This window comes from Pseudoalteromonas arctica, from assembly GCF_012927645.1.
In the GTDB taxonomy this organism is placed as follows: Bacteria; Pseudomonadota; Gammaproteobacteria; order Enterobacterales; family Alteromonadaceae; genus Pseudoalteromonas; species Pseudoalteromonas arctica_A.
Map to the genome: position 1 here is coordinate 26,499 of NZ_JABBMT010000027.1, position 19,513 is coordinate 46,011.

The 19,513-nt window shown below is 35.9% G+C and carries 18 protein-coding genes; all 18 read left to right on the forward strand.

From position 1 onward, the window contains the following. Position 1: 1 nt before the first annotated feature. The 18 genes from HHO47_RS14685 (at position 2) to HHO47_RS14770 (ending at position 19,510) form a co-directional block, all read left to right on the forward strand. Complete coding sequence (locus HHO47_RS14685) at positions 2 to 1,204, forward strand: hypothetical protein (RefSeq protein ID WP_169020971.1); 1,203 nt, start codon at positions 2 to 4, stop codon at positions 1,202 to 1,204. Further along, entirely contained in the window at positions 1,197 to 2,432 is a 1,236-nt protein-coding gene (locus HHO47_RS14690) for a lipopolysaccharide biosynthesis protein (RefSeq protein ID WP_169020972.1), read from the forward strand. The genes HHO47_RS14685 and HHO47_RS14690 overlap by 8 nt, the downstream gene beginning before the upstream one ends. After that, positions 2,425 to 3,462, forward strand: coding sequence for a glycosyltransferase family 52 (locus HHO47_RS14695; RefSeq protein ID WP_169020973.1), 1,038 nt, complete (start codon positions 2,425 to 2,427; stop codon positions 3,460 to 3,462). Before HHO47_RS14690 ends, HHO47_RS14695 begins: the two co-directional genes overlap by 8 nt. After that, positions 3,446 to 4,177: a WecB/TagA/CpsF family glycosyltransferase gene (locus HHO47_RS14700; RefSeq protein ID WP_169020974.1), complete on the forward strand. Its 732-nt coding sequence runs from the start codon at positions 3,446 to 3,448 to the stop codon at positions 4,175 to 4,177. The genes HHO47_RS14695 and HHO47_RS14700 overlap by 17 nt, the downstream gene beginning before the upstream one ends. Before the next feature lie 112 nt (positions 4,178 to 4,289). Then, a complete protein-coding gene (gene rfaH, locus HHO47_RS14705) occupies positions 4,290 to 4,778 on the forward strand; it encodes a transcription/translation regulatory transformer protein RfaH (protein WP_169020975.1) in 489 nt (162 codons plus the stop codon). A gap of 395 nt (positions 4,779 to 5,173) precedes the next feature. Further along, positions 5,174 to 6,289 (forward strand): polysaccharide export protein, encoded by a 1,116-nt coding sequence (locus HHO47_RS14710; RefSeq protein ID WP_169020976.1) that lies wholly within the window; start codon positions 5,174 to 5,176, stop codon positions 6,287 to 6,289. Between the two features lie 8 nt (positions 6,290 to 6,297). Continuing rightward, on the forward strand, positions 6,298 to 6,732 hold the full coding sequence (locus HHO47_RS14715; protein ID WP_169020977.1) for a low molecular weight protein-tyrosine-phosphatase: 435 nt from the start codon (positions 6,298 to 6,300) through the stop codon (positions 6,730 to 6,732). Between the two features lie 14 nt (positions 6,733 to 6,746). Continuing rightward, a complete protein-coding gene (locus HHO47_RS14720; RefSeq protein WP_169020978.1) occupies positions 6,747 to 8,981 on the forward strand; it encodes a polysaccharide biosynthesis tyrosine autokinase in 2,235 nt (744 codons plus the stop codon). 534 nt (positions 8,982 to 9,515) lie between these two features. Beyond that, a complete protein-coding gene (locus HHO47_RS14725; protein WP_169020979.1) occupies positions 9,516 to 10,703 on the forward strand; it encodes a dTDP-glucose 4,6-dehydratase in 1,188 nt (395 codons plus the stop codon). Positions 10,704 to 10,762: 59 nt separating this feature from the next. After that, entirely contained in the window at positions 10,763 to 11,122 is a 360-nt protein-coding gene (locus tag HHO47_RS14730; RefSeq protein ID WP_169020980.1) for a four helix bundle protein, read from the forward strand. A 95-nt stretch (positions 11,123 to 11,217) separates the two neighbouring features. Beyond that, the gene (rfbA, locus tag HHO47_RS14735; protein ID WP_169020981.1) at positions 11,218 to 12,096 is read left to right on the forward strand and encodes a glucose-1-phosphate thymidylyltransferase RfbA; all 879 of its coding nucleotides are present in this window, start codon (positions 11,218 to 11,220) and stop codon (positions 12,094 to 12,096) included. Further along, the gene (locus HHO47_RS14740) at positions 12,093 to 13,547 is read left to right on the forward strand and encodes a lipopolysaccharide biosynthesis protein (RefSeq protein WP_169020982.1); all 1,455 of its coding nucleotides are present in this window, start codon (positions 12,093 to 12,095) and stop codon (positions 13,545 to 13,547) included. Before rfbA ends, HHO47_RS14740 begins: the two co-directional genes overlap by 4 nt. Continuing rightward, entirely contained in the window at positions 13,540 to 14,631 is a 1,092-nt protein-coding gene (locus HHO47_RS14745; RefSeq protein ID WP_169020983.1) for a DegT/DnrJ/EryC1/StrS family aminotransferase, read from the forward strand. Before HHO47_RS14740 ends, HHO47_RS14745 begins: the two co-directional genes overlap by 8 nt. Next, the gene (locus tag HHO47_RS19425; RefSeq protein ID WP_169020984.1) at positions 14,624 to 15,076 is read left to right on the forward strand and encodes a GNAT family N-acetyltransferase; all 453 of its coding nucleotides are present in this window, start codon (positions 14,624 to 14,626) and stop codon (positions 15,074 to 15,076) included. Before HHO47_RS14745 ends, HHO47_RS19425 begins: the two co-directional genes overlap by 8 nt. Then, positions 15,073 to 15,987 (forward strand): 1-aminocyclopropane-1-carboxylate deaminase/D-cysteine desulfhydrase, encoded by a 915-nt coding sequence (locus HHO47_RS14755; protein WP_169020985.1) that lies wholly within the window; start codon positions 15,073 to 15,075, stop codon positions 15,985 to 15,987. Before HHO47_RS19425 ends, HHO47_RS14755 begins: the two co-directional genes overlap by 4 nt. After that, complete coding sequence (locus HHO47_RS14760; protein ID WP_169020986.1) at positions 15,984 to 16,991, forward strand: ATP-grasp domain-containing protein; 1,008 nt, start codon at positions 15,984 to 15,986, stop codon at positions 16,989 to 16,991. The genes HHO47_RS14755 and HHO47_RS14760 overlap by 4 nt, the downstream gene beginning before the upstream one ends. 101 nt (positions 16,992 to 17,092) lie before the next feature. Further along, on the forward strand, positions 17,093 to 18,163 hold the full coding sequence (locus tag HHO47_RS14765) for a glycosyltransferase (protein WP_169020987.1): 1,071 nt from the start codon (positions 17,093 to 17,095) through the stop codon (positions 18,161 to 18,163). Positions 18,164 to 18,283: 120 nt separating this feature from the next. Further along, on the forward strand, positions 18,284 to 19,510 hold the full coding sequence (locus tag HHO47_RS14770) for an oligosaccharide repeat unit polymerase (protein WP_169020988.1): 1,227 nt from the start codon (positions 18,284 to 18,286) through the stop codon (positions 19,508 to 19,510). Positions 19,511 to 19,513: the final 3 nt, after the last annotated feature.

Genomic DNA, 19,513 nt, shown 5'->3' on the forward strand with positions numbered 1-19,513 from the left:
TATGGCTACTCAACACAAGCTACTAGAGCAAATTTTAAATATTAAGTTAAATGCAAACATACTACTGTATTTATCGTTAATGGCGGTAATTTTTGGGTTTGATGGTATTCTTAAAGTTGTAAAACCTAGTTATACCGAAACGGGAAGCTTTAATTTTTTTATTGGTTTTATCATCCTCAGTTTACATTGCTTTTTATATTTAAGAAGTTATTACCTCAATTTGTCAAATTCGATAAAGCCTCAAGAAGTGTATAGCATTGCATTTGGACTGGTGTTATCAGTGATTCTTTTAGGTTATAGCTTGGGGTATTTTGAATTAGGTAAAATTATCCGAGATATATTCTATAATTTCTATTTTATTGTTATTTTTTACGTTATTTATTATTTTAAAAAAACAGAAAAGCTGAAATTTAATACTATTTTAAAACTTAGTTTTTTTATTTACTTTGTGGTTTTTAACTTCTTAGCAGTTGTTCTAGGTAATTTTGACCATGAAGGTAGGTTTACAGGAATGCAGTTAGCCGCTTCTATCTATGGTGGAACAGCATGTTTAATGCTAATCACATTGCTCGAAAGTGACTTAGGGAAATTCAATAAAGTATTTTATTTTAGTATAGGTGTTACTTTTTTACTTCTCTCAGGAACTAGAGGGGCAGTACTATCATTAATCGTTTATTTTTCTTTTAGTTTGTACCGTACATTTGGTAAAAACAAAGTTTTGCAAACTATTATACTGATGTTAGTACTTAGTATTGTTGGTATTATTGTTTTAAAAATAGACCAGATAACAGCTGCAATGTCAGCACTTTCTTCTTTGCGATTTGCATCAACAGCAGATTTAGAAGGGGGGTCTTTAGGTACAAGACTGACTTGGTACTTGATGATTTTAGTTGACCTATATGATCGTTCATTAATTGGGGGGTTCGGTGGCGGTGCCGCAGAAAAGTTAACTGGCCATATAACTCATTTTGACTTACTTCGCTTCTGGTATGATTACAGTATCTTTTTTATTGTAGTGCAGTTAATGCTATTTATATATATGATAAAAGCAATAAACCCCAACTGGTTTTTAATCTTTTTGTACTTATGTGCGCAATATTTGCTTTTCTCATTGCATAATATTTTTCAAGCGCCCACTATGCTGTTGACCTTTGCTTTATCATTGGTCGTGTTAGCGTCAAAAAATAAAAACAAATATGAATAAACTCAAAGGCCCGCTAGCTCTTGCTTTTAGCGAAAGCTTAACAAAATTGATTGGCTTAATGCTGTTGCCAGTCATTACGGATGCATTAACACTTGAAGAGTTTGGCATCTATGCACTATTTTTAATTAATTATATATTTTTTTCAGCTTTATACATTGCAATATTAAACAACTTTATCCTTGTAGGCTATTTTACTCGCCAACATCGTATTGTATACGAAATTAAGTCTGCTATGGTTTTTAACATATTGTTTTTTATTGTGTTATCAATTTTGTTTTTTTCTATATCAAGTGCTTACTATTTTTATGATTACTTTTATGTATTTTTTATATCTAGTTTGTCATGTATTATTGCTCAACCATCTCAGGTTTACCTCACCTTTAAACAGTGTCAGCAAAAATATATATCTTATGCAAAATTTAGTTTAACGTTTGTTTTTTGTTATGTCGTATTGGGTTTTTTAGCTTATTATTTTAATGTTTCAAGCTGGCAAGGTTATGCTTTGTTGGTTTTATCGAGTCATCTATTTCAAACACTTTTGCTGCTTTTTATAGATGCGAGTAATGTGCGCCTTATTTACTTTTCTAAGATGAGCTCATCTAAACGCTACATAAAACACTTTAAAGCTTTAATAGGTAACTCTTTATTTGGATGGGCTAGGGTAAATGTTGATAAGTATTTAATTATTACCATACTGGGTACTTCGGTTATGGCAACTTATTCGTTAGGCTTTCAATTAGGGGCTGTGATTGGCTTATTGAATACAATATTAATAAAGTTACTAAATCCAATTTTGTTTGCATCGTTTAAGAGTCAGGTAAATGCAAAAGCAAGGAAGTTAACGATTATAGTTATTGCTTGTTTTGCAGTTGTTAGTCTTAGTTATACTTTGTTATTACCTTTTATTGTTGATGTCTTTTTTCCAGTATCTTATGAGTCATCAATACAAATAGCGCAATTGGTGAGTGTGGGATACTGCTTACAAGTTATGGTTTCAGTAGTTGGTGCTGTTTTATTTTACGAAAAACGCAATTACCTGATTTCAGCTTTATCAATGGCTTCATTTACATTTTTATTACTTGGGTTAATGATTATATATAGCTTAAATCTATTTTCAGCATATTATGTAGCACTTTTCTTTGTTGGGTCTTGGTGCTTCCATTTAATTTTAACTTTATTTTTTGCTTTAAAAGAGCCAAAATTTATAGGTTTTATAAAAAATGCATAAGAATATTTTTGTTGTTAATACTCAGCTTCACTTATTACTCGCGCAATCAATTATTTCTGGTGATAGGCTTCATAACTGTATTTTAATAAGTTATGAGAAAGATAAGATACATTCCTCTTTATTATTGGAGCATAGTTTATGGAGTGATTTATATGAACTACCAGTTATAGATAAAAAGGCAGCATACAGCTACAAAAAAAAGATCAAAAATTTAAAAAAATTGAATAACGGTTTTTTATTCTGGGGTAATGATTATCAACTAGAAAATCAAGTAGTTGCTCACATAATAAAGCCTGAAAAGATCTATTTGTTTGATGACGGTTTAGCCAGTTATATGGATAACATTAGAGAAGTCACTTTTCAAAAAAAACTAGCTATGAAGCTATTTTCAAGCTTACTACTAGGCAGGGCCTTGAAAAACGTTACCGGAATTGGCCATTATCGTGTAGATGGTAGGTATTGTTTAAGTAAAGAGTTAGTGAAGTATGCAAACCAAGCAAAAGAAATTCACTTATCTTTTTCAGCCAAAGTTATTAATGAGGTAAGGAGTGCAGTTTCAGAGCAACCTATCTGCAAACCTGCTGCGCTACTTTTAACTCAGCCAATAACAGAGTATAACGCCTTATCAAAAGCTGAAGAAGACGCTCACTTAATTAGATTAGCAAAAGAAGCTGATAGACTTGAGGTTGAAACGCTTGTAGTAAAGTACCACCCTGGAGAGTCTATAAAGCGGAGCTTGGAGCGGCTAGATTTAATTAAAAGAAACACTCAAGCAAGTGTGCTTGTAATTGAGCGAATAAATAGCTTACCAATTGAAGTCATAATAAGTGATCAGCAAGATAATCCGTTTAAGTTCGCATTATCCGTTTACAGTACAGCTATATTAACGTTAAAGCTATTACGTAGTGACTTACATTGTATAAGCTCATTGTCAAAAGCCGATGCAGAAAAAAGCGAGGCATTTTTCCAGCTTTTTGAGTTATTTAGAAAGTTTAAAATTAAAGAGGTAAATAGTGAAAGAGTCTTTTAAGCAGTTAGACTCCAAGGTTAGATCAAAGGAGCAGTTGAATAGATTGCTTAAAATTAATGGGAATAAAAAGTTTACTTTAACTACTTTTGTAAATCCCTTTTCATATAATGTACTTTGTGCTGAGCCCAGCCTAATTCAAGCTATGGATATAATATTATCAGATGGTTCTTTACATAAAACTCTCCATAATCTGTTTCACGAAAATAAGGTTGATCGGGTTAGTTTTGATTTTTCATCTATTGCTTCAGAAGTTTTAGCTCAGGCTGCTGAAAGACAAGCAAAGGTAGTACTTATAGGTGCCAAGCCTGGGCTCGTAGATATTGCAAAGAGTAACTTTGAAAAAATGTACCCAGGGTTGAACGTTGTTTATACACATCATGGTTATTTTGAAAACGAGCAGCATCGAGAGCAAGTAATTAATCAGGCAGATCAATGCAAGCCAGAGATAGTAATTGTAGGTATGGGAACGCCATATCAAGAGCACTTTTTAGTTGAATATAGTCAAAAAGCAAATAACGCATGCCAACTTTTTACATGTGGCGGGTTTATTGAGCAATCTTCCATTAAAGCAGATTACTATCACCCTTTAATAAAAAAATTAGGTTTAAGGTGGTTACAAAGAGCTATTATGCATAGCCATGTTCGTAACAGGCTAATCCGTGACTATCCAATATTCGTTCTAAAATACTGTTACACACACGTTAGGCGTAAATAGCTTTCAAGTTATTTTATATAGACAGTACCCTAATTAAATGCGTATAATCTCCACTCTCAATTTGCAGGTGTAAGTAATCGAAGTTAGAGAAGTCAGTGTTTTAAGGATTGATATGGATAGTTGGTACTTATTATTTTGTAAATCAAGGCAAGAGGCTCGTGCCCAAGTTAATTTACAAAACCAAGGGATTGAAGCTTTTTTTCCTCAGCTACAAAAACAGCAGTTAATTAAAGGTCGTCGTACTTTTAAGCAGTCTGCGGTGTTTCCTAGTTATTTATTTGTTCGCTTAAATCCCCACACCGGCAACTTTGCTGCGGTAAAAAATACCTGTGGTATCAGTAGTTTTGTGTCGTATGGCGCATCTTATCAATTAGTTCCAGAACAACTTATCAAAGAATTAAAAAATTTAGAGCTAGCTCAAGATAGTAATAACTTGCCTCAGCCGGGTGATTTAGTGTGCCTAAATAACGGCTCATTTAAAGACGTACAAGCAATATTTAAAGAGTCAGACGGCGACATGCGCAGTATATTATTAGTCAACCTACTCAATAAACAAATAGAAATGAGCGTAGATAATCGCGAATTAAAAAGGGTTAGCTAGGAGTAAGGTTAAAGGTACTAGGGCTTAGCTCCTAAAATCTAGGAGCTGGCTTTAGCCGCGAACTTTTTAATAGTATAAATACTGTAGACATTGACTTTAACCTGTCACCTTTTGTTTTAAAGCTGATTAATCTAGAACCTCACAACTTGATGGATTCACCAGAACGTAGGAACTGTAACCTAGGGGCGGAAGCGTGTCCTAAGGACTAGGCAAGCAAGATGTTTAGAACCTAGAACACTAAATTAACAAAAAAGTTAACTGCTTGCACAGTAAACGTGCAAGCAACCTTGCGAAGCAAAGGTAGCCATGCTTTAATTAGCCAGCAAAAAATAACAGCAATATATTTAAAAATAAGCTGAAAGTTTTAGAATTTAATATTATTTTGGGAATAAACAATGGCGCTAAGCTGTAAGACACTTGTAGCATCACTCACGTTGCTAACAATGACAGGTTGTACAATCATCCCCGGTAGCCATTTCGAAGGAATCGAATCGGGTGAACAAACAAAAAACCTTGAACAAGACCTTGAAAAAGTAAATATTCAAATTATTGACTCATCTTTAATTTATCAGCAAAAACAAGCTCGTAAAAAAGTAAAGTCACCTTCGAGCCTTGATGGTTTAAATGTTAGTGATTACGAATACATACTAGGAGTAGGTGACGTACTTACCATAGGTGTGTGGGATCACCCAGAATTAACCATACCAGCAGCCGTACAACGTACCGCTGAATTTGATGGTTTCCGCGTGCAAGCAGATGGCACCATAACTTACGCTTATGCACCAAATATTCAGGCAGCAGGTAAAACAGTACAGCAAGTACACAGCGAATTGGTGAAGCGGTTAAGTCGTGTGATCGAAGACCCACAAATTGATATTAAAGTGGTTGGTTTTCGTAGCCAAAAAGCTTACGTAACTGGTGAAGTAACTAAGCCTGGTGTATACCCTGTAACCGAAATTCCATTAACTTTAATTGATGCATTAAATAAAGCCGGTGGTTTAACCAAAGAGGCAGACTGGCGTACAGTTACTTTTACTCGTGGTAATAAAACAGAAATTATCAAGCTTGATGATTTTTATGCGCATGGCGATATTTCGCAAAACCGTTTACTACAACACGGCGATATAGTGCACGTTAATCGTAACGATCTACAAAGCGTATTTGTATTAGGTGATGTTAAAAAAGCGGGCTCAGTTGATGTAAACCGTTATGGTTTAAACCTTGCAGAAGCACTCAGTAATTCAGGTGGACTAAACGAAAACACCGCTGATGCGAATGGTGTGTTTGTACTGCGTAAACGCAACTTAGAAACCGATGGCGTGATTGCCGATGTATATCAGTTGCATGCAAAAAATGTAGCGGCGTTAGTACTGGCTGAACAATTTGAATTACAACCCCACGATATTGTTTATGTAACATCGGCACCGCTTGCTCGATGGAATCGCGTAATAAGTTTGTTATTACCATCAATTGCGACGGTTGAGCGTTTTGATGATTTGGGCACTAATTAGGAGATATAATGTTTGATTCTATCTTAGTGGTATGTGCCGGTAATATTTGTCGCAGCCCAACAGCTGAATACGTTTTAAAAAGTAAATTAGCGGGCAAAAATATTAAAGTATCGTCGGCAGGCCTAACCGCACTTGAAGGTAAATCTGCCGATGCTACAGCAAAGCAGATTGCTGCGATTAATGGTATAAACATGGATGAGCACCAAGGCCAGCAGTTAACATCAAGCCTAGTTGCACAAAATAGCGTGATTTTAGTGATGGAACAACGCCATTTAACCGACCTCTGTAGCCGCTACCCAGAAGCACGTGGCAAAACTTTTTTATTGGGTAAATGGCTAGGTGATAAAGAAATCCCCGATCCTTACAGACAAAGTCTAGAAGCGTTTGAACACGTATACGAATTAATCGACAGCGCCAGTCGCGCTTGGCAAAAGTATTTATAAGGATAGGCTAATACATGAATGCTCAGCCCACTGCAATAGCAGCAAACAAACAAAACACAGTACAACAAGCAAGCCAAGAAATAGACTTAATGGCACTGTTAGGTGCTTTGATTGATCGTAAATATTTTATAATTTCCTTAACAACGCTATTTATGGTTTTTGGCATAGTTTATGCGGTTTTTTCGACTCCAGTTTATCAAGCAACGGCAATGATCCAAGTTGAAGAAAGCGGCGGCTCGGTTCCTGGTTTTGACGATATGGCCGGTATGTTTGAAAGTACCTCAGCAGCGGTAACTGAAATTGAACTGCTAAAATCACGTTCAGTTATCGGCGAAGCGGTAGATACGCTGCACCTTGATGTAATAGCCGAACCAAAATTATTCCCATTTATAGGTAGCCGTGCATTTCGTAAATTTACCCCTATGCATGAAGGTGACTTAGCAGAACCTAGTTATGGTGCTAGCTCTTATGCGTGGGGTGGTGAGAGCATTGATGTATTTAGGTTTGATGTACCAAAATCAGCCATAGGGACAGGTTTTACTCTACAAGCACAAGAAAATAATAGCCTAGTATTATTAAACGGCGAAGGCGAACAAATATTAGCTGGTAAAGTAGGGCAAGAGCTTACCAACGGTAAATTTAACTTAACCGTACGCAGCTTAAATACCCGCGCGGGGACTGAGTTTAGCATTTTACGTAAAGACCGTTTAAACACTATTTTAGATTTACAAGCTGCGATTGATGCCAGCGAAAAAGGTAAAGATTCTGGCATTATTAACTTGAGCCTACAAAGCGAAAAACCACATTATGCTGAAACAGTGCTTGATAAAGTGGCGGCTATTTATGTGCGCCGCAATGTTGAGCGCAATAGCGCTGAAGCACAAAAGTCCCTTGAGTTTTTAGAAGTCCAACTACCAGAGATTAAAAAGCAACTTGAGTTTGCCGAGCAGCGTTTTAACGATTATCAAATACAGCGTCAGTCAATTAATATTACCTTAGAAACCCAAGGCGTATTAGAACAAGTAGTTAAACTTGAAACTAAATTACAAGAACTAGAATTAAAGCGCCTTGAAATGAGCCGTAAGTTTAAAAAAGACCACCCAACTTACCAAGGCTTAGTTGAGCAAATTAGTGCTGTGAACGGGCAGAAAAAAGAACTAGTTGGTGAAGTAGGTAATTTACCGGAGACGCAACAAGAATTACTGCGCCTAAAACGCGATGTAGAAGTAAGCAATCAAATTTACACACTCCTCCTTAGTAAAACCCAAGAGCTAGATATAGTACGTGCCGGCACTGTGGGTAATGTACGTGTTATTGATTTTGCAGAGGTGAATACCTCAAAACCTGTTAAACCTAAAAAAGCCTTGATAGTAGTAATGGCAACTATGCTTGGTGGCATGCTGGCAGTGGCAATTGTATTAGTACAAAAAGCCATGCACAAAGGCGTTGAAGACCCTAACGAGATCGAGGCCATTGGCCTGCCAGTTTACGCCAGTGTACCCTATTCAGATTATCAAGATAAACTCACAGGTTTTAGTAAAGCTCGCAAAGCTAAAAATAAGCCTAAATCAATATTAGCACTTGATAACCCAGCCGATCTTTCAATTGAGGCACTACGTAGCCTACGTACTAGCTTACACTTTGCGATGATGGAAGCTAAAAATAACCTAATTGCAATTTCAGGCCCAAGCCCAGGTGTTGGTAAGTCGTTTATATCAGTTAACTTAGCAGCTGTATTGGCGCAAAGCGGTAAAACAGTACTGATAATCGATGCCGATATGCGTAAAGGATATTTGCAAACCCAATTTGGAGTAGAGTCAGAAAACGGTTTAAGTGATTATTTATCGGGCCGTTTAAACCTAGAGCAAGTGACTAAACCAACCCAAGTTGAAGGGTTAAATGTGATCACCCGAGGGCAAATCCCCCCTAACCCATCAGAGCTATTAATGCACAGCAATTTTAGCAAGTTAGTAGCAGAGGTAAGCGCCGGATACGATTTAGTTATAATCGATACACCACCTATATTAGCAGTAACCGACCCGGCAATAGTCAGTGCCCATACAGGTACTACCTTGTTAGTAACACGTTTTGGTCAAAACCATATTAAAGAGATCGAACTGACCCGCAATCGCTTTGAGCAAAATGGCACAGACGTAAAAGGCGTGGTATTTAATGGCGTAGTTAAAAAAGCCAGCAACGCTTACGGTTATTATGGTTACTACAACTACGAATATAAATCGGATAAGTAAGGGAAAGGTGCTAGATCCTAAAACCTAGCACCTATGTATTAAAACGTAGGAGCAGGCTTTAGCCGCGAAAGTGCTAAGTAATATATTCACAAAGAGGTTAAGAGGCGCTGCGCTTAAGAGGTCAAGGTAAGGAGCTAGGTTCTAGAAAAGAGACTAGGAGCTAGGAAAGTAAAATATTTATTTTTGTTTTCTCATTATCTCTCATTCACTTCTCTTTGTGCAAAATGGTCTTCGTAGGAGCAGGCTTTAGCCGCGAAAAAAGTAAAGCTTCACACAGAGAGTACAGAGTTCACAGAGGAAAAAGTTAATGTAGCGGTGGCACTAAGCTCGTAGCTCGTGGCTTTTATCCTCAGTTCCCTCGGTGGTAAAGTGGTTTGTAGGCTCGGGTTTATCCCGCGCTTAAAAAGTAAAAATGGTATTCGTAGGAGCAGGCTTTAGCCGCGAAAGACTTTAACCTCGTACCTAGAACCTAGAATTTAACACCTTAATGCCACACAGTAGCTGATAGTAAATTTGATATAGAAAGGATTGATTTTGAAAATTCTCGTTACAGGTGGAGCTGGATTTATTGGCTCTGCAGTCGTTCGTCATATAATTGAAAATACACAAGACTCAGTTGTTAATTTAGATAAGTTAACTTATGCTGGCAATTTACAGTCCTTGGAATCGATTAAAAGTAGCGACCGTTATTCATTTGAACAAGTAGATATTTGTGATCGCGCAGAGCTTGACCGTGTGTTTAAGCAGCATACACCAGATGCAATAATGCACTTGGCAGCAGAAAGCCATGTGGATCGTTCAATAACTGGCCCTGCTGAGTTTATACAAACTAATATTGTTGGTACTTATACCTTATTAGAGGCTGCTCGAGAATATTGGAATACACTAGATACAGATACACCAGCTAAACAAGCTTTCAGATTTCATCATATATCGACTGATGAAGTATACGGTGATTTACCGCACCCGAGTGATATTTATAATGATGAATGTTTACTGGTGAATGGTGAATTTAGTAGCGATGAATTAAAAATTAAAAATTCAACATCAAGTATTAAAAGTTTACCTCTTTTCACTGAGCAAACCTCTTATGCGCCAAGTAGCCCATACTCGGCAAGTAAAGCATCAAGTGATCATTTAGTACGCGCTTGGTTACGTACTTATGGCTTCCCTACAATCATAACTAATTGTTCAAATAACTATGGGCCTTACCACTTCCCTGAAAAACTGATTCCATTAGTCATACTTAACGCGCTTGAAGGTAAAGACTTACCTATTTATGGTAAAGGCGACCAAATTCGTGATTGGCTCTATGTTGAAGATCATGCACGTGCTTTATATAAAGTAGTGACTGAAGGTAAAGTGGGCGAAACCTACAATATTGGTGGCCATAATGAAAAACAAAATATTGAAGTGGTGCAAACCATTTGTGAAATCTTAGATGAACTAGCGTCAAGTGAAGCGAGAGATGTAAAGTGTAAAGATGGAAAACCCTTAACAACTTACTCTTCTCTAATTACATACGTAACCGATCGTCCTGGGCATGATCGCCGGTACGCTATCGATTCAAGTAAAATGCAAAAAGAGCTCGGCTGGACCCCTGTAGAAACGTTTGAAACGGGTCTCCGTAAAACAGTGCAATGGTATTTAGATAATCAAGTTTGGTGTAAAAATGTTCAAGATGGTTCATACCAAAGAGAGAGATTAGGGATAGATAGTTAAGTGGTAAGTGGAAAGGGTAATAAATATACACTTAGCACCTACTTATATTAAGGGGTTGTATGCGCACTCACGAAAATTTAAGAGCTTGGCAATATAGTATGGATTTAGTGGAAGCAATTTATAAAGAAACAGCTAGCTATCCAAACGATGAAAGGTTTGGTTTAATTAACCAGTTGCGCAGAGCTGCTGTATCTGTACCTAGTAACATAGCTGAGGGTGGAGCTAGGGGTAGTGATGCTGAATTTATACGTTTTCTATATATAGCTAGAGGCTCATTAAGTGAAATGCAAACCCAATTAAAAATTGCTAACCGTCTCGGATTTGCACCATTAAATAAAACAACAGCAGAATTAATAGAAAACACCTTTGCTCAATTGGGTGGGTTAATTAACAGCTTAAAAGCAAGGAAAGAACAATGATATTTAATAGTAAAGTCGAAATTAAAATAAGTGACTGTATTATACCTCACTTAGCATTTAGCACTTAACACTTCATACTTTACAGGTGAAACACTATGAAAGGAATAATATTAGCCGGCGGCTCAGGCACACGCCTTTACCCTATCACTATGGGTGTGTCTAAACAATTATTGCCCATTTATGATAAACCTATGGTCTATTATCCGCTGTCAGTTTTAATGTTAGCGGGGATTCGTGAAATATTGATTATTACTACACCTGAAGACCTTGACTCATTTAAACGCTTATTAGGTGATGGTTCACAGTTTGGCATTGAGCTTAGTTATACAGTACAGCCTAGCCCTGATGGGTTAGCTCAAGCATTTATTTTAGGTGAAGACTTCATTGGTAATGACGATGTTTGTTTAGTTCTAGGTGATAATATTTTTTATGGGCAAGGCTTTACCACTAAGCTAAAACATGCAGTTGAGAATGCAAAAAATGGTCAAGGTGCTACTGTTTTTGGTTACCAAGTAAAAGACCCTGAACGTTTTGGTGTTGTAGAGTTCGACCAAAATAAAAAGGCGATTTCTATCGAAGAAAAACCAACTAAACCCAAATCTCACTTTGCAGTAACAGGGCTTTATTTTTACGACAACTCAGTTATTGAACTGGCAAAAAAAGTTGAGCCATCTCATCGTGGTGAGTTAGAAATTACCTGCCTTAATGAAATGTATTTAAAGCAAAATAAGCTTAATGTTGAAATGCTAGGCCGTGGTTTTACTTGGTTAGATACTGGCACCCATGAAAGCCTGCTTGAAGCAGCGCAATTTGTAGAAACAATTGAACGATGCCAAGGTTATAAAATTGCCTGTTTAGAAGAAATCGCATTTAATAATGGTTGGCTAACGACAGAAGAGCTGGTTGCAAGAGCTAAACTAATGTCTAAGAATGGTTATGGTCGCTATTTAGCTGATTTATTAAAAAACATATGAAATCCTCTACAAATGCTTTGAAATGGAGCGCTATTGAGCGATTAGCTACTCAAGCCATTCAATTGATAGTTATGTTATTTCTGGCAAGGTTGTTAGGGCCAAGTGCATTCGGTTTAGTGGGTATGTTAGCCGTGTTTATAGCCATAAGCCAGGTTTTCACCGATAGTGGTTTGACGGCTGCTTTGATTCGCTATACTGAACGCAAGGAAGCGGATTTCTCAACAGCCTTTTACTTTAATATCTTTGTTGGTTTATTTTGTTACTTAATTCTCTTTTTTGCGGCACCTAGTGTCGCTAAATTTTATGAGCAGCCAGAATTAGTTAATTTAATGAGGGTGCTTGCATTAACTATTGTTATAAATAGTTTTGCAATTGTACAAAGAGCTAAGTTAACTATTGATATGGATTTCAAATCACAGGCTAAAGCGTCATTACTCAGCGTTGTTATCAGCAGTGGGGTGGCCTTGTATATGGCTGAACTAGACTACGGTGTGTGGGCTTTGGTAGGCCAGGCATTATCGAATGCGCTTCTTTTGGTTATCTTATTGAATGTTTTTCATCCTTGGCTGCCAAAAACGGGTTTTAGTAAAAACTCTTTTAATTACTTATTTGGGTTTGGCTCTAAATTATTAACTGCATCACTCATTGACACTGTATTTAAAAACATTTACCAAATTATAATTGGTAAGCAGTTTAGTGCGACTCAAGTTGGTTTGTTTACTCAAGCGAATCAATTATCTCTAATGCCTGCAATGACTATGACTACAGTAATACAGCGTGTTACTTACCCCATGCTAAGCAATATTCAGAATGATGTTAATAAATTTGAAGATACATATCTACTAACATTACGGTTGGCTGCGTTGGTCGTGTTCCCTCTAATGGCGGGGTTGAGCATTTCAGCAGAGCCATTTATTAATGTGGTACTTGGAGCCAAGTGGTTACCTGCGGCAGAATTACTTACTATTTTGAGTTTGGCTTTTATGCTTTACCCAATTCATGCAATAAATTTAAATTTGCTGAAAGTCAAAGGTCGCTCAGATATATTTTTAAAATTAGAGATTATTAAAAAAAGCTTAATAACAGTTATGCTAGTTATTACTATACCCCTAGGGGTCAAAGCTATGTGTATTGGCTTATTAATCCATTCGTTCATTGCGTTTTTTATTAATTCTTTTTATACAGGTCAGTTTAGTCGTTTAAAAACAACTAAACAGTTGGTCGCATTACTCCCCATTTGGGGTTGTGTAATATTTAGTGGATTACTTACTTATATTTTATTTTGGTATGTGGCAACAAACTATACCTCAAACCCAGCCGTTCACTTAGCTATTAACTTAACTGTGATGCCTTTGATTTATATTAGTTTAATTCGTTGGACAGTAAACGATTTATACAAACAAATTTTACATGTGATTTTTAGAAAAAAGGTTGAATTAAAAAATGGATAAAATAACAGTCACTTCACCACTGTTACCGCCTTTAGATGAATTAACCCCCTATCTTGAAGATATTTGGCAACGTAAATGGTTAACTAATAGCGGCCATTACCATCAACAGCTTGAAGATGAGCTGTGCAAGTACCTTGATGTACCTTATATAAGTTTGTTTTCTAACGGGACATTGGCACTTATAACCGCTTTGCAGTCGCTAGAACTGACGGGGGAAGTAATTACAACGCCTTACACATTTGTCGCAACCGCTCATGCAATAAAGTGGAATAACCTAACCCCGGTTTTTGTTGATATTGACCCTGCTACATTTAATATCGATCCGGCAAAAATTGAAGTGGCTATAACCGAGAAAACTTCGGCTATTTTGCCTGTTCACGTGTATGGTACGCCGTGTAATGATGCTGCAATTGACGCGATTGCTAAAAAACATGGTTTAAAGGTTATTTATGATGCTGCACATGCGTTTGGTGTTAAAGAGTGCGGACAATCTGTTCTAAACTATGGTGATTTATCTATTTTAAGTTTTCATGCAACCAAGGCCTACTCGACTATAGAAGGCGGAGCGGTTGTTTGTAAAACGCTAGAGCAAAAGCAAAGGTTAGATCAATTAAAAAACTTTGGTTTTGAGTCTGAAACACAAATCAGTATGTGTGGAATGAATGCAAAACTCAACGAACTACAAGCTGCTTTTGGGCTTGTTGCTTTAAACAAAATAGATGAGTCTATAGCTAAACGAAAATCAATTGCCAACTATTACGATAAGGCATTTAGTACCACAGCAGGTATTAAAACACTCGATAACCACTCGAGCTTAGAACTTAACTATTCATATTACCCTATTTTAATTGACCAAGCTGAATTTGGCTTAACCCGTGATGAGCTACTTGAAAAGTTACAGGCAAACAACATTCTTGCCCGGCGTTATTTTTACCCGTTAGTAACCCAGTTTGAGCTTTATAAGGGGGATGCTAGCAGTACTCCTAATGCTAAATCAATTTCAGAACAAGTGTTGTGTATACCCATTCATAATGCTTTAGCAGAAGAAGAGCAAATGAAAGTTATAGAGGTTATTTGTGGTTAATTTATTAAATGAGGGCGACTTTACACCCTTTTTTAAGCTTTTAAACGAAGTTGATGCTGACTTTTCACCTACATTGTCATCACGAGTCAACTTAGAGCAATATGCTTTAAAGTTGCTAAAAGTTGCAACTGTTTTTGGAGTATATAAGCAGAACCAGTTGGTGGGTGCAATCGCTGTGTATATGAACGATCTAGAGAGTAAAATAGCCTTTTGTCCATTTATTGCTATATTACCAAGCTCTAGGGGCCAGGGGTTAAGTCAACGATTACTTGAACTTGCTATTGCAGAATTAAAATCTAAGCAATTTAATAGCCTATCACTCACCGTTAGAGCCGATAGCCCCGCTAGTTATTTATATAAAAAAGTGGGGTTTAAAGTTACTAATGAATTTAATTATGAAAATAGTTGCATTAAAGGTTTAAAAATGGATTTAGAGTTATTATGAGGTTAACAGCAACGCCACTAATAAAAGTTAACTATTTGGGTGTGAACCTGTTCGTAAAACGAGATGATTTATACCCCATTTCTGGTGGTGGTAATAAAGGTCGTAAAGCGGAATATATTTTAGCTAAATGCATAGCTGAGGGTTGTAATGCAGTTGTAACCTGTGGTGGTGCACAATCAAACCACGTAAGAGCCACAGCAATACGTTGTAAAGAGTTAGGTATTATATGCACAATAGTGATCCACGCCTCTGAGCCGAGTGAGTCTAATGGTAATCTCAAATTATTGCAGCTGCTTGGTGTCAAAATAGTCTATTGCGAGATGGTTGATGTTGCAAAAGTAATGGACGCTGAAATGGCAGAGCATGCAAAGCAAGGCTTAAAGCCATATTATATTTGGGGAGGCGGGCATTGTTTAGAAGGTACGCAAGCATTTTACGATGCTGCATTTGAAGCGCACACACAAGCTAAGCAACACTTTGATTTGGTTTTTCATGCAAGTGGTACTGGTGCAACCCAAGCTGGGTTACATGTAGGATTTAAAAAAATAAATTTAGCGACTCAGGTTATTGGTATTAGTGTTGCTCGGCAAAATCCTCGCGGTACAGAGGCGATCACCCACTCTGTTTTAGAGTTCGTTAATGAAAACGAGTTAGATACTCAACTATCAGAAAATATAATATTTGATGATGAATTTATTGCAGGGGGGTATGAAAAAACTAATCCTGAGCAGTTAAATGTAATTAAAAGCGTGGCTGAACAGACTGGAATCATACTCGATCCCACATACTCAGGCAAGGGATGGTATGGTATGCAACAGTATATTAAAAGTGGAAAAGTGAAGCCGGGTAGTAATGTACTTTTTTGGCACACTGGTGGATTATTAAACTTAATGGCGACTAAGCAAATATGAATATATTATTAACCTCAGTAGGGCGCAGAAGCTACCTCGTTAACTATTTTAAAGAAGCGCTCAAACCGTTAAACGGTAAAGTATTTGCAGCAAATAGCATAGAAACATATGCCTTACAACAAGCGGATGCGTTTACATTAACACCACAAATATACTCGGCTGAATACATAGATTTTTTAATTGACTACTGTATAAAAAATAAAATTACAGTGCTTATTTCACTTTTTGATATCGACTTACCTATATTAGCTAAAAACAAACAGCGTTTTAAAGACATTGGCGTTGATGTTATTGTTTCTGACCCCGAAGTGATTGATATTTGTAATGACAAGTGGAAAACCTATCAGTTTTTAATTCAGCATAATATTAATACACCGACAACCTATATCTCACTTGCAGAGGCTGTTACAGCTCTTAATAATACAGAGCTTACATACCCTGTCATTATTAAACCGCGTTGGGGTATGGGCTCAATTGGTATTTATAAAGCCGATAATTTAGAAGAGCTGCAAGTACTTTATAAAAAGGTACGAAATGAAATTGAATCTTCCTATTTAAAATTTGAGTCTAGCGCCGATATCGACCAAGCAATATTAATTCAGCAGTGCATTACCAGTGATGAATACGGTATTGAAGTTGTTAATGACCTACAAAAAAACTACGTAACAACATTTTGCAAGAAAAAGTTGGCTATGCGCTCAGGTGAAACAGATCAAGCAATCACCATTAAAAATGATAAATTGTCAGTCATTGGTAGGGCGTTGTCATCAGCATTAGGTCATAGTGCAATTCTCGACTCTGATTGTTTGGAAATAGATGGCGAGTTTTATGTTTTAGAGTTAAATGCGCGCTTTGGTGGACAATATCCATTTTCACATTTAGCGGGTGCAAACATCCCTAAACAAATTGTTGATTGGTGTTTAGGTTTAAAAACAAACCATGAGTTTACTTCAATCACAGCTAATACCCTGTCTAGTAAAGATATAAAACCAGTGAAGTTATAATCTTAAGGTTTATTTCGTAAGGAAAGTCTAATAGAAATGTAAGATATTCTTTAGCGTTTATATCTTTATCATTTATGAAAGTATTATTTGGAGTAAATTAAGTGTCAAAAGAGTTGTTCGATATTGATGCATTTAGAAAGCAACCATTACCTAGTGAAGAAGAGGTTATAGCAAAGTGGCAAGGTGGTGTTGAAAAACCAATCGTAAGTGTGTTGTGTATGACTTTTAACCAAAAAAAATACATTGAAGATGCTTTTCGAGGTTTTTTAATTCAAAAAACTGATTTTGTATTTGAAGTGATCGTGCACGATGATGCATCGACAGATGGTACTAGTGATATTGTTAGAGAATATGCAAAACGCTACCCTAAAATTTTTAAACCTGTTATTCAAACAGAAAATCAATATTCTCAAGGTGAAAAACCAACTCTATTGAGTTCAGCGTACGCTAAAGGTGAATATTACGCATTATGTGAAGGTGATGATTTCTGGATAGATGAGAAAAAATTGCAACAGCAATTTGAGTGCTTGAAAGATAACCCTAAAGTTGGATTATGTTTTCATAGTGCAGTAACTATTAACTGTAAAACTACTAGGCAGTTGTTAGGCGGGAAGTATGGGAACAAAAATAGCCTTATTAATTTAAAAGATATTATTAGCAAGTCTCATGGCCAAATTATGACCGCTAGTATATTGTGTAAAAAAGAAGTTATTTCTGAATTTTCGAAATTTGTAAAGGATAGACCATGGTTAACAGTCGGTGATATCTATATTCAGTTTTTTGGTGCAAAAAGAGGCGGTGCCCTTTATTTAAATAAACCCATGAGCATATATAGGGTGTTCGCTGTTGGTTCTTGGAACTCTGCATTGAGTGAAGGTAAGGAATTTCAGCATGCAAAGGCAAGAGTTAGATCTTATAATGACCTAAACATAATCACTGATGGTCAATATAAGGGATGCTTAAATTCAGAAAATAGAAAATGGATCAAAAGATTCCTATTAAATAAAATGTTTTCTGAAGATAAAAAGACGTTATTACTCAAACAAAATGCTCACTACTTCAATGGTTTTGAATACACTTTGCTACATTGCGTATTAAAATTTAAACCTATGTTTATTACTTATAAAATAGTGCTGAAATGCCAGAGAATATTGATAAGGTTTTTTAATTAAGCTTTAAGAGCACCATTTTATTATCTTTTATTCTGTTTTCATAAATCTCTAATGGTAGTTTAATGGGTACTGTTTTAAATGGTAGCTCTATCGAAAAGTGACTAATGGTGGAGGTTTTGAGTGGAAATTGTAATATATTTTATTTTTTTCTTTGCTTGGTTTTTATTTAATTATAAGAGTCATGGGTTTAATGGTGGAACATTTGTCATCTTTTTATATTTATCTAGTATAGTTTGTGCTGGATATATGATTTCATTCAGCTCCATGTTTGATGCAGGTAAATTGGATTTTTTTGCTGTGGTTTCACATGTATTGTTTTTATTTTTGTTTTTATTTCCATTTATATACGCCACGAACCACCATAAATTAATTGATTTAACTAAAACAACACTTAATTTTTTATTTTATATGGTGTTTGTTTTTTCTGTTTTTTCTTATCTAGCATATTTGCCTAAAGTTATAAGTGTTTTTCAGTATGGTAGTTTAGGAGAAGCGCGAGTTGCATTTTATATGGGAACATTAAATGCTGAAGATGTTGGTGGGATTAGTGCTTATATAGGTATAGTTGGACGTACAATTTCGTTGGTTTCTTTGTATTTGTTTTTTTATTTTATAGCTAAAAGTGAAAGTAAAATTAAAGTTTCAATTTTATTTTTTTGTAGTTTTGTTGATGTTTTTGTGAGCTTGTCATATGCGGGGCGTGGTGGGATTACACGATGGATTTTTATGATGGTTTTTTATTATTTCTTATTCAATGATTATTTAAGCCCTGTAATAAAAAACAAAATTAAAACAGCGTTAACCATCTCAATCTTGCCTATGGTAGTTATCTTTCTTGTCGTTTCTTATTCTCGCTTTTCAGGGCGAGAGTTCAGTGTCATAGAATTTATATTAGGGTATTTTGGACAACCGTTTATTTATTTCTCATATATTTTTTATGACTTTTTTGATAACACATATAGTGGGCAGCAAGTGTTTCCTTTATTTGGTATGCCTGCAGAAGGTTTGTATTCAGATAAATTAAATGGAATTGATTATTATATTAATACTTTTTCCACCTTTGTTGGTAGTATTTATAAAGATGTTGGTTTTTTAATAACATTATTAATAGCTATGTTTTTCTCTATTGTCACAATTGTTACTTATAGAGTAGAGAGGTTGAGTACAAAATTGTATAGGCTGATATATTTCGTAATAATAGCTAATATTTTTGTTAATGGTTTGTTTTATTTTCAATTTTCTAGTTCCACATTATTGAAAGGCTTTTTATTATTATTAGTGTTAGGGTATTTTTTACCGTTTTTTATTGAGTTTTTTGCTACAGATAAAAAGTTTAAACGAAATTAAATT

Bases quoted from the DNA above. Each gene is read 5' to 3' on its own strand.
- HHO47_RS14755 (WP_169020985.1), top strand. From the start codon at position 15,073: ATGAGGTTAACAGCAACGCCACTAATAAAAGTTAACTATTTGGGTGTG.
- HHO47_RS14690 (WP_169020972.1), top strand. From the start codon at position 1,197: ATGAATAAACTCAAAGGCCCGCTAGCTCTTGCTTTTAGCGAAAGCTTA.
- HHO47_RS14760 (WP_169020986.1), top strand. From the start codon at position 15,984: ATGAATATATTATTAACCTCAGTAGGGCGCAGAAGCTACCTCGTTAAC.
- HHO47_RS14695 (WP_169020973.1), top strand. From the start codon at position 2,425: ATGCATAAGAATATTTTTGTTGTTAATACTCAGCTTCACTTATTACTC.
- HHO47_RS14720 (WP_169020978.1), top strand. From the start codon at position 6,747: ATGAATGCTCAGCCCACTGCAATAGCAGCAAACAAACAAAACACAGTA.
- HHO47_RS14745 (WP_169020983.1), top strand. From the start codon at position 13,540: ATGGATAAAATAACAGTCACTTCACCACTGTTACCGCCTTTAGATGAA.
- HHO47_RS14685 (WP_169020971.1), top strand. From the start codon at position 2: ATGGCTACTCAACACAAGCTACTAGAGCAAATTTTAAATATTAAGTTA.
- HHO47_RS14740 (WP_169020982.1), top strand. From the start codon at position 12,093: ATGAAATCCTCTACAAATGCTTTGAAATGGAGCGCTATTGAGCGATTA.
- HHO47_RS14715 (WP_169020977.1), top strand. From the start codon at position 6,298: ATGTTTGATTCTATCTTAGTGGTATGTGCCGGTAATATTTGTCGCAGC.
- HHO47_RS14730 (WP_169020980.1), top strand. From the start codon at position 10,763: ATGCGCACTCACGAAAATTTAAGAGCTTGGCAATATAGTATGGATTTA.
- HHO47_RS14710 (WP_169020976.1), top strand. From the start codon at position 5,174: ATGGCGCTAAGCTGTAAGACACTTGTAGCATCACTCACGTTGCTAACA.
- rfbA (WP_169020981.1), top strand. From the start codon at position 11,218: ATGAAAGGAATAATATTAGCCGGCGGCTCAGGCACACGCCTTTACCCT.
- rfaH (WP_169020975.1), top strand. From the start codon at position 4,290: ATGGATAGTTGGTACTTATTATTTTGTAAATCAAGGCAAGAGGCTCGT.